Origin of the sequence: Nocardioides sp. (genome assembly GCF_035703625.1) — a bacterium.
In the GTDB taxonomy this organism is placed as follows: domain Bacteria; phylum Actinomycetota; class Actinomycetes; order Propionibacteriales; family Nocardioidaceae; genus Nocardioides.
In genome coordinates, this window is record NZ_DASSXS010000126.1 from 1 (window position 1) to 9,189 (window position 9,189).

Annotated in this window: 9 protein-coding genes; 7 read left to right on the plus strand and 2 right to left on the minus strand. The window is 70.6% G+C overall.

What is annotated here, in order from left to right:
- The first annotated feature begins 168 nt into the window (after positions 1-168).
- Positions 169-909, plus strand: coding sequence for a hypothetical protein (locus VFN12_RS06225; protein ID WP_325117745.1), 741 nt, complete (start codon positions 169-171; stop codon positions 907-909).
- Here the strand turns inward: VFN12_RS06225 and VFN12_RS06230 are convergent.
- Complete coding sequence (locus VFN12_RS06230; protein WP_325117746.1) at positions 894-1,718, minus strand: aquaporin; 825 nt, start codon at positions 1,716-1,718, stop codon at positions 894-896. The two genes, VFN12_RS06225 and VFN12_RS06230, sit on opposite strands and share 16 nt — an antisense overlap.
- Positions 1,719-1,803: 85 nt before the next feature.
- Here VFN12_RS06230 and VFN12_RS06235 point away from each other — a divergent pair, with 85 nt between their 5' ends.
- Both VFN12_RS06235 and VFN12_RS06240 read left to right on the plus strand, forming a co-directional pair.
- Positions 1,804-4,020, plus strand: coding sequence for an NADP-dependent isocitrate dehydrogenase (locus VFN12_RS06235; RefSeq protein ID WP_325117747.1), 2,217 nt, complete (start codon positions 1,804-1,806; stop codon positions 4,018-4,020).
- Between the two features lie 257 nt (positions 4,021-4,277).
- Positions 4,278-5,489: an MFS transporter gene (locus VFN12_RS06240; protein WP_325117748.1), complete on the plus strand. Its 1,212-nt coding sequence runs from the start codon at positions 4,278-4,280 to the stop codon at positions 5,487-5,489.
- Here VFN12_RS06240 and VFN12_RS06245 read toward each other — a convergent pair.
- Positions 5,469-6,179, minus strand: coding sequence for a DUF4328 domain-containing protein (locus VFN12_RS06245; RefSeq protein WP_325117749.1), 711 nt, complete (start codon positions 6,177-6,179; stop codon positions 5,469-5,471). The two genes, VFN12_RS06240 and VFN12_RS06245, sit on opposite strands and share 21 nt — an antisense overlap.
- Before the next feature lie 115 nt (positions 6,180-6,294).
- Here VFN12_RS06245 and trpS point away from each other — a divergent pair, with 115 nt between their 5' ends.
- Genes trpS through VFN12_RS06265 form a run of 4 tightly spaced genes read left to right on the plus strand, consistent with a single transcriptional unit; the run spans position 6,295 to position 9,171 of the window.
- Positions 6,295-7,350, plus strand: a complete 1,056-nt coding sequence (gene trpS / locus VFN12_RS06250; protein ID WP_325117750.1) for a tryptophan--tRNA ligase — start codon at positions 6,295-6,297, stop codon at positions 7,348-7,350.
- A gap of 10 nt (positions 7,351-7,360) precedes the next feature.
- The gene (locus tag VFN12_RS06255; RefSeq protein WP_325117751.1) at positions 7,361-7,882 is read left to right on the plus strand and encodes a 2'-5' RNA ligase family protein; all 522 of its coding nucleotides are present in this window, start codon (positions 7,361-7,363) and stop codon (positions 7,880-7,882) included.
- Between the two features lie 3 nt (positions 7,883-7,885).
- Positions 7,886-8,941 carry a YihY/virulence factor BrkB family protein gene (locus VFN12_RS06260; protein WP_325117752.1) on the plus strand — a complete coding sequence of 352 codons (1,056 nt, stop codon included), beginning with the start codon at positions 7,886-7,888 and terminating at the stop codon, positions 8,939-8,941.
- The gene (locus tag VFN12_RS06265; protein ID WP_325117754.1) at positions 8,938-9,171 is read left to right on the plus strand and encodes an SCO4848 family membrane protein; all 234 of its coding nucleotides are present in this window, start codon (positions 8,938-8,940) and stop codon (positions 9,169-9,171) included. The genes VFN12_RS06260 and VFN12_RS06265 overlap by 4 nt, the downstream gene beginning before the upstream one ends.
- Positions 9,172-9,189 lie beyond the last annotated feature (18 nt).

Genomic DNA, 9,189 nt, shown 5'->3' on the forward strand with positions numbered 1-9,189 from the left:
GGCCACCTTCAGGGGAGAGCTCACGACGACTCCTTGGGACGTGCGGGCGAACTGTTGGACGGGCGGGCGATGAGGTGGGCGTACCCGGGAAACGACGCTAGCAGCGTCGTACCACGCCGGGGGAGGAGGGTTCGGCGTCGCTGCGCGGGTGTGCGCCATGCTGTGGCCATGATTCGCCGGTCGCCGTTGCTCGCGCTGGCGGCGACCCTCCCGTTGCTCGTCACCGGGTGCGGATCGGCGCCGCAGCCGAGCCCGCCCACCGGCGTGGACGGACTGCGGATCCCGACCCCGTCCGCCGACCCGGACGACTTCGTCGAGGGCATCGACAACCCGTTCCTCCCGCTCGAGCCGGGCAGCCGGTGGGTCTACGAGACCGGCGGGGTCGACCCGGAGACGATCACCGTGACCGTCACCGACGACACGAGGGTGGTCCAGGGAGTGAAGACGACCGTGGTCCGCGACGTCGTGCGGGACTCCGACGGCGCGGTCGTCGAGGAGACCTTCGACTGGTTCGCCCAGGACGCCGCGGGCAACGTCTGGTACTTCGGCGAGGACACCACCGAGTACGACGACCGCGGACGCCCCGACCGCTCCGGGTCGTGGGAGGCCGGCGTCGACGGCGCCCGGGCCGGACTGGCGATGCCGGCCGAGCCGCGGGTGGGCGACGGCTACCAGCAGGAGGCGGCCCCGGGCCGCGCCGAGGACCGGGCCGAGGTGCTGTCCGTGGACGAGTCCCTCAACGTCGCGTTCGACTCGTACACCGACGTGCTCCAGACCGAGGACACCACCCCGCTCGAGCCGGGGCTGGTCGAGCGGAAGTACTACGCGCCGGGCGTCGGGCTCGTGCTCGAGGAGACGGTGCTGGGCGGCTCCGAGCGCGCCGAGCTGGTGGCCTACGAGGGGGGCTGACCCTCGTCGGTGTCCTTGTTCCACTGCTCCTGCAGCTGGTCGGGTGCGCCGTAGCCGGGGACTGCCCCGGGTGCGGTCTCCACGCGGACGAACCTCAGCCCCGATCCCGGTACGTCGTCGGCTCCGCGCCCGAACAGCATCGCGTAGGTGAAGCCGGCGATCGCGGCACCGAGGAGCGGGGCCAGGACGAAGAGCCAGAGCTGGGCGATCGCGTCCACGCCGGCGAAGACCCCGACCCCGATGGACCGGGCCGGGTTGACCGAGGTGCCGGTGGCGGCGATGGACCCGAAGTGGAGCATGGTCAGCGTCAGCCCGATCGCGAGCGGAGCGAGGGCGGGATGCTCGTTGCGCACGTCCGTCACGGCCAGGATCACCCAGAGGAACACGGCCGTCATCAGCATCTCCAGCAAGAAGGCGGCCCACCAGGCGTAGCCGCTGCCGGCGTCGCCGAAGGAGTTCTGGGCCATGTTGCCGGTGGCGTCGAAGCCGGGGAAGCCGTGCATGAGCACGAACAGGCACAGGCCCGCGGCCAGCGCGCCGGCGAGCTGGGCGCCGATGTAGGCGGGGATCTGCCGCCACGCGATCCGCCCCCCGACCGCGGCTCCGAGCGACACGGCGGGGTTGAAGTGGCCGCCGGACACGCGGCCGACGGCATAGGCCATGACGAGCACGGTGAGGCCGAAGGCCAGCCCGGTCGCGACGTAGTTGCCACCGCTCATGAGGGCGGTGCCGCAGCCGAAGAACACCAGGACGAACGTGCCGAGGAACTCGGCGCCGACCTGCTGCAGGCTGGTGGATGACTCGGGCATCGCGAGCTCCCTCCCGGGCTCCCGCAGCGGGAGCCACGCCTCCTGCAATCGTAGTGCGGCGGGACCTCCGGTAGCGTCACTCGCTGTGAGCGACTCGAAGATCATCTACACCCGCACCGACGAGGCGCCGCTGCTGGCGACGTACTCCCTCCTGCCGATCATCTCGGCCTACGCGGCCAAGGCCGGTGTGGCCGTGGAGACGCGCGACATCTCGCTGGCCGGCCGGATCATCGCGCAGTTCCCCGACCGGCTGACCGACGAGCAGCGGCTCGACGACGCCCTCGCGGAGCTGGGCGAGCTGGCCAAGACACCCGAGGCCAACATCATCAAGCTGCCCAACATCAGCGCCTCCATCCCGCAGCTCAAGGCGGCGATCAAGGAGCTGCAGGAGCAGGGCTACGACCTCCCCCACTATCCCGACGAGCCGAAGACCGACGAGGAGCGTGAGGCCCGGGCGCGCTACGACAAGGTCAAGGGCAGCGCGGTCAACCCGGTCCTGCGGGAGGGCAACTCCGACCGCCGCGCCCCGGCGTCGGTGAAGAACTACGCCCGCAAGCATCCCCACTCGATGGGGGAGTGGTCGTCCGACTCGAGGACGAACGTCGCCCACATGACCGCCGACGACTTCCGCAACAACGAGCGGTCCACGGTCGTCGAGAAGGACGGATCGCTGCGGATCGAGCTGCAGGGCGACGACGGCTCGACCACCGTGCTCCGCGAGTCGGTGCCGGTCCTGGCGGGTGAGGTGATCGACGCGACCGCCATGCGGGTCGCCGCGCTACGCGAGTTCCTCACCGAGCAGGTGGCGCGCGCCAAGGCCGACGAGGTGCTCTTCTCGGTGCACCTGAAGGCGACGATGATGAAGGTCTCCGACCCGATCATCTTCGGTCACGTCGTGCGCGCCTTCCTCCCCGAGGTCTTCGCCGAGTACGGCGAGACGCTCGCCGCCGCGGGTCTCTCCCCGAACGACGGGCTCGGCGGCATCCTGGCCGGGATCGAGGGCCTGGACGAGGGCAAGGAGATCAAGGCCGCGATCGAGAAGGGACTCGAGGAGGGACCGCGCCTGGCGATGGTCGACTCCGACCGCGGGATCACCAACCTGCACGTGCCCTCCGACGTGATCGTCGACGCCTCGATGCCGGCCATGATCCGCACGTCGGGCCACATGTGGGGTCCCGACGGCAAGGAGGCCGACACGCTCGCGGTGATCCCCGACTCCTCCTACGCCGGGATCTACCAGGTCGTGATCGACGACTGCCGCGCCAACGGTGCGTTCGACCCCGCCACGATGGGCTCGGTCCCCAACGTGGGGCTGATGGCGCAGGCGGCCGAGGAGTACGGCTCGCACGACAAGACCTTCGAGGTTCCCGCCACCGGCACCGTGCGGGTCGTGGACGAAGCCGGCGACGTAGTCCTCGAGCACGTGGTCTCCGCCGGCGACATCTGGCGGATGTGCCAGACCAAGGACGTCCCGATCCGCGACTGGGTCAAGCTCGCGGTGACCCGGGCGCGCGCCACCGGTGCGCCGGCGATCTTCTGGCTCGACGCCGACCGGGCCCACGACGCCAACCTGATCGAGAAGGTCCGTCTCTACCTCAGCGACCACGACACGGAGGGGCTCGACATCTCGATCCTGCCGCCGGTCGAGGCGATCGCGGTCTCGCTGGAGCGGATCCGCAAGGGCGAGGACACGATCTCGGTCACCGGCAACGTCCTGCGCGACTACAACACCGACCTGTTCCCGATCCTCGAGCTCGGCACGTCGGCGAAGATGCTCTCCGTCGTGCCCCTCATCAACGGCGGCGGGCTGTTCGAGACCGGTGCCGGAGGCTCGGCGCCCAAGCACGTCCAGCAGCTGGTGAAGGAGAACTACCTGCGCTGGGACAGCCTGGGCGAGTTCCTCGCCCTCGCGGAGAGCTTCGGTCACCTCGCGGAGAAGACCGACAACGCGCGGGCCCGGGTCCTCGCGGAGACGCTCGACCGCGCCACCGGCACCTTCCTCGACGAGAACAAGTCGCCGGCGCGCAAGGTCGGCTCGATCGACAACCGAGGCTCGCACTTCTACCTGGCACTCTTCTGGGCCGAGGAGCTGGCGGCCCAGTCGGACGACGCCGAGCTCGCCTCGGACTTCGGGGACCTGGCCAGGCGGCTGCGGGAGAACGAGTCGACGATCACCGACGAGCTGATCGGCGTGCAGGGCTCGGCCGCCGACATCGGCGGCTACTACCGCCCGGACGGCGAGAAGGCGTCCTCGGTGATGCGGCCCTCGACGACCCTGAACGAGGCGCTCGCCTCGCTCTGACCCGTTGAGTCGGGGCTGCACGCCCCTCGAGTCGGGTGTTCCCGCCCGTCGAGTCGGGTTGCCGGTTCCGGCGCGCTCGGGTGTCGGGGTGCGCCCTGTGCACCACCGGCGTCCCCGTGGCCAGCCAGGTGACCGGCCCCTCGGCGTCGTCGCGCACCACCCGGACCGGTTCGCCGGGCGTCGTGGCGTCATCGTCGGCGGAGGCTACCCGGTCGAGGAATAGGTCCTCGTCGGCAGTCCGTTGGAGGATCGTGACGATGACGACGACCACGGAGGTGCGGACGCCCGCACCCACCACGAGGCACTTCGCCCTCGCGGTCCTCGCGCTGGCGGTGGGCGGCTTCGCGATCGGGACGACCGAGTTCGTCACCATGGGCCTGCTGCCACAGATCTCGGAGGGCGTGGGGGTCTCGATCCCGCAGGCCGGCCACGTGATCGCCGCCTACGCCCTCGGGGTCGTGGTCGGCGCGCCGCTGCTGGCGTTCTTCGGGGCCAGGTGGCCGCGACGAGGGCTGCTGGTCGTGCTGATGGGCGCCTACGCCCTCTTCAACGCGCTCAGCGCGGTCGCGACGAGCTTCGAGCTGCTGGCGGTCGCCCGCTTCCTCGACGGCCTTCCGCACGGCGGGTACTTCGGCGTCGCCTCACTCGTGGCCGCCAGCATGGTGTCGCCCGAGCGGCGCGGCCGGGCGATCGCGTGGGTGCTGCTCGGCCTGCCGGTCGCCAACGTGGTCGGGGTCCCCCTGGCGACGGTGCTCGGCCAGCACCTCGGCTGGCGGGCGTCGTACTGGCTCGTGGCGCTCCTCGCGGCGCTCACCATGGTCCTCGTGGTGGCCTTCGTACCCGCCTGCCCGGGCAATCCCGAGGCGACCGGGCGGCGCGAGCTCGCCGCGCTCGGGAAGCCGCAGGTCTGGCTCACGATGGTGGCCGGTGCGGTCGGCTTCGGCGGCATGTTCGCGCTGTTCTCCTACATCGCGCCGACGGTGACGGAGGTGAGCGGGCTGCCCGGGTCCGCGGTCCCGGTCTTCCTGCTGACGCTGGGAGTGGGCATGGTCGTCGGCAACTGGGCGGCTGGTGTCCTCGTCGACCGGTCGGTCCTCGGGTCGCTGCTCGGCTCCTCGATCGGACTGGGGGTGGTGCTGCTCGGGTTCTGGGCGACCGCGCCACACGGCTGGTTAGCACTGCCGGCCGCCTTCGCGGTGACCTTCGTCGGCTCCGTGCTGGCGCTCTCGATGATGATCCGGCTCATCGACGTGGCGGGCCACGCCGAGACCCTGGGCGCGGCCATGAGCCACTCCTCGCTGAACGTCGGCAACGCGCTGGGCGCCTGGCTCGGCGGGCTGGTCATCGCCTCCGGACTCGGCTTCCGTGCCCCGATCCTCGTCGGCGTCGCGCTCGCGGTCGCGGGCTTCCTCGTCGTGCTCGTCTCGGCTGCCGTGCAGTCCCGCCGGTCAGAAGGTGCCCGGGGCTGACGGGAGGGCGGCGTCGGCGCCGATCGCCTCCTGGCCCCGAGTGGTCTGGCGGATGATGGCCAGCCAGCAGGCGAGTGCCACCACGATCAGCGCGGTGTTGACCGTCTCGAACCACGGCAGGGCGCCGAAGGTGGACGGGTCGGAGGCGTCGGTGGCACCCGTCATCCCGGCCGTGATCTGGGAGCCGATCTGGAAGCCGAGCCAGCAGGTCCACCAGCCGGCGAGCAGGCCCGGTCCGGCGGGATTCCCGGGACGGCTGGCCCTCCTGACGTCTCTCACGACCTGATAGGGGAACCAGAGACTCACGATCGGCACCCACCAGCCGAGCCAGACCCAGACCTTGCTCCGGGAGTGGTGGTACGCCGAGCCGCGCTCCTCGAGCAGGCTCCGCGAGCGCATGAGCCACACGCAGGTCACGATGTACGCGGCGAGCAACGCGGGGAAGAGCAGGATCGTGAAGGCGTCGTAGACCGTGAGCACGTCAGCCGCGGGGCGGCCCTGCTCCGCCGCCCGGGCGAAGGCGTCGGCGGCGGCCGGGGCGGTGAGCCCGGCCCCGACCTGGAGCAGGGTGACGACACCGGCCAGGATCGCCGCGGCGATGGCGAGCCCGCGAGGGGCCCGAACGTCCTGGTACGGGTAACCGCCGTACGGGTTCGGCTGCTGGGAGACGGGCTCCTGGTAGTACGACATGGCGCTCCTCGCGGCCCGGGACACGGTGCGAGGAGGCTACCGCCTCCGGAACCACCCGTGTCAGGCCCGCCACCCGAGGCGCGGGGACGGCCCCGGATCGGGAAGAATGTGGCCCATGTCCACGACCACCGAGCTCGAGGTCGCCGTCCAGGAGGCCGCGTCCGGCATCGCCAAGCCGCGCATCCTGTCCGGGATCCAGCCGACGGCCGACTCGTTCCACCTCGGCAACTACCTCGGCGCGCTGCGACAATGGGTGGACCTGCAGGAGGACTACCAGCCGTTCTTCTTCGTCGCCGACATGCACGCCATCACCGTCGAGCAGGATCCCAAGCTCCTCCGGCAGCGCAGCCTGGTGGCCGCCGCACAGCTGCTCGCGATGGGTGTGGACCCTGCCAGGTCCGCGGTCTTCGTCCAGAGCCACATCCCGGCCCACGCCCAGCTGTGCTGGGTGCTCCAGGGCCTGACCGGCTTCGGCGAGGCCCGCCGGATGACGCAGTTCAAGGACAAGTCGGCCAAGGGCGGCGAGGGGGCGGCGAGCGTCGGGCTGTTCACCTATCCGGTGCTCCAGGCCGCCGACATCCTGCTCTACCGCCCGCACTTCGTCCCCGTCGGTGAGGACCAGCGACAGCACCTCGAGCTGACCCGAGACCTCGCGCAGCGGTTCAACCACCGCTACAAGAAGACCTTCCGCCTGCCCGAGCCCTACATCCTGCGGGCGACCTCGAAGATCTACGACCTCCAGCTGGTCGAGAAGCAGATGTCGAAGAGCCTCGGCGGCAACGGCTGTGTCTGGCTCCTCGACGAACCGGCTGCGAGCGCCAAGCGGATCCGGTCGGCGGTGACCGACTCCGGCTCCGAGATCCGCTTCGACCCGGAGGAGAAGCCCGGGATCAGCAACCTGCTGTCCATCTACTCGGCGCTGTCAGCCCGTTCGATCGCCTCGCTCGAGGAGCAGTACGCCGGACAGGGGTACGGCGCCCTCAAGTCCGACCTGGCCGACGTCGTCGTCGACGTCGTCACGCCGCTGCGTGATCGCACCCTCGAGCTGCTCGACGACCAGGCCCATCTCACCGACGTACTCAAGCGGGGAGCGGAGCAGGCGAGCGACGTGGCAGAGGCCACCCTGAGGGACGTGTACCAGCGGGTCGGCTTCGTGGCTCCAGCGCAGTAGGGTCCTGCGCGTGCCCACCATCGGAGTCGCCCTGTCCATCCCGGAGCCCTGGGCGAGCGAGCTCCAGGACTACCGCACCTCGGTCGGGGACACGACGGCCACGATGATCCCCACCCACATCACGCTCATCCCGCCGGTCGAGGTGGACGACGACGACCTGCCCGAGGTCGAGAAGCACCTGACGGAGGTGGCCAGTGCGACCTCCGCGTTCGGGGTCCACCTGCGCGGTACCGGCACCTTCCGGCCGGTGTCGCCGGTGGTGTTCGTGACGGTCGTCGAAGGCATCTCCGGGTGCGAGCAGCTGGCCGCCGCCCTGCGCCGGGGCCCGCTCAGCGTGCAGCTCCAGTTCCCGTACCACCCGCACGTGACGATCGCCCACCACCTGCCCGACGAGGCGCTGGACCGGGCTTTCAGTGAGCTGGCCGGCTTCGAGAGCGTGTTCACCGCCGAGGAGTTCCATCTCTACGTCCACGACGAGGTGAGGGGCTGGCAGCCGAGCCGGGACTTCCCGCTCGTGCCCGTGGAGTCCTGAGCCGTGGCCCTCAAGGACCGGCTGCTCCAGCGGGTCGAGCGGCTGCGACGGCGTCGACGGTCCGTCGACCACGCCGTACGCATGCAGGGGCACTACAGCAAGGTCGGCGGCAGCCAGCAGGCCGGCGCGGTCACCTACTTCGCCTTCCTGTCGGTGTTCCCGATCCTCGCGATCGCGTTCTACGTCGTGGGACAGGTCTCCGCGGTGTTCACCGACGCCACCAGGAACCTGGTCGAGGCGATCAACGCGGTGCTCCCGGGCATCATCGGGGGCAAGTCCAACCAGATCTCGGTCGCGGAGATCGAGAGCGCGGCGGCCACGGTCGGTCTGATCGGTCTGCTCGGCCTCCTGTACTCGGGGCTCGGCTGGCTGTCGGCGATGCGGACGGCCCTCGGCGTGGTCTTCGAGCAACCCGCCCAGGAGCACCCCAACTTCGTGGTCGGCAAGGTGCGCGACCTGGCCACCCTGGTGGTGCTCGGCGTCGTGCTGTTCCTCAGCGTCGCCCTGGCCGGGTTCGTCACCGGCTTCTCCGACATCGTCCTCGACTGGCTGGACCTGGACGGCGAGCTGGGCTGGCTGGTCACCCTGATCGGCCGCGCCATCGGCTTCGGGGCCAACATGGTGCTCTTCTACTCCTTCTTCAAGCTGCTCGCGCGGCCCCACACGCCGAACCGGTCGCTGTGGTCGGGGGCCCTGCTGGGCGCCGTGGCGTTCGAGGTGCTCAAGGCGCTCTCGTTCCTGCTGCTGGCCTCGACCGAGGGCAACCCGGCCTTCCAGGCCTTTGGGATCGCGCTGATCCTCCTGGTCTGGATCAACTACACCTCGCGCGGCACGCTGTACGCCGCCGCCTGGGCCTACACCACCGCCGAGGCCCGGGAGATCCGCGACCGCGAGGACCTCGAACGACGACAGATGGTCGAGCTCACGCGCGTCGACCTGCACGAGGCGCCGGCTCCCGACCCCGCGGGTCGGGGCAGGGTGGCAAAGTCGTTCGCGGCAGGCGGCGCGACCGCACTCGCGCTGGTCGCCGTGGCCCGAAGGAAGAAGGAGCAGTCGTGAAGTTCGAGCGCAGGCACGCAGTGCTGCTGCTGGGAGTGGCCCTCTGGAACGTCGTCACCTTCGGCACGTTCACCCGGAACCTTTGGGCCGCCTACGAGTCAGGCGAGGACCGGGCCACCGGTTACTGGGTCGCCCACTCGGTCCTGATCGTCGTGAACTTCGTCATCGCCGGGCTGCTCGGCTCCCTCGGCCTGCGCGCCTGGAAGGCCCTCCGCAGCTCCGGTGGTTGAGCCTCCGGTGGTTGAGCC

What these genes read in the sequence shown, in the direction of transcription:
- VFN12_RS06245 (WP_325117749.1), bottom strand. Translation starts at nt 6,179, where the DNA reads ATGTCGTACTACCAGGAGCCCGTCTCCCAGCAGCCGAACCCGTACGGC.
- VFN12_RS06225 (WP_325117745.1), top strand. Translation starts at nt 169, where the DNA reads ATGATTCGCCGGTCGCCGTTGCTCGCGCTGGCGGCGACCCTCCCGTTG.
- VFN12_RS06240 (WP_325117748.1), top strand. Translation starts at nt 4,278, where the DNA reads ATGACGACGACCACGGAGGTGCGGACGCCCGCACCCACCACGAGGCAC.
- trpS (WP_325117750.1), top strand. Translation starts at nt 6,295, where the DNA reads ATGTCCACGACCACCGAGCTCGAGGTCGCCGTCCAGGAGGCCGCGTCC.
- VFN12_RS06230 (WP_325117746.1), bottom strand. Translation starts at nt 1,718, where the DNA reads ATGCCCGAGTCATCCACCAGCCTGCAGCAGGTCGGCGCCGAGTTCCTC.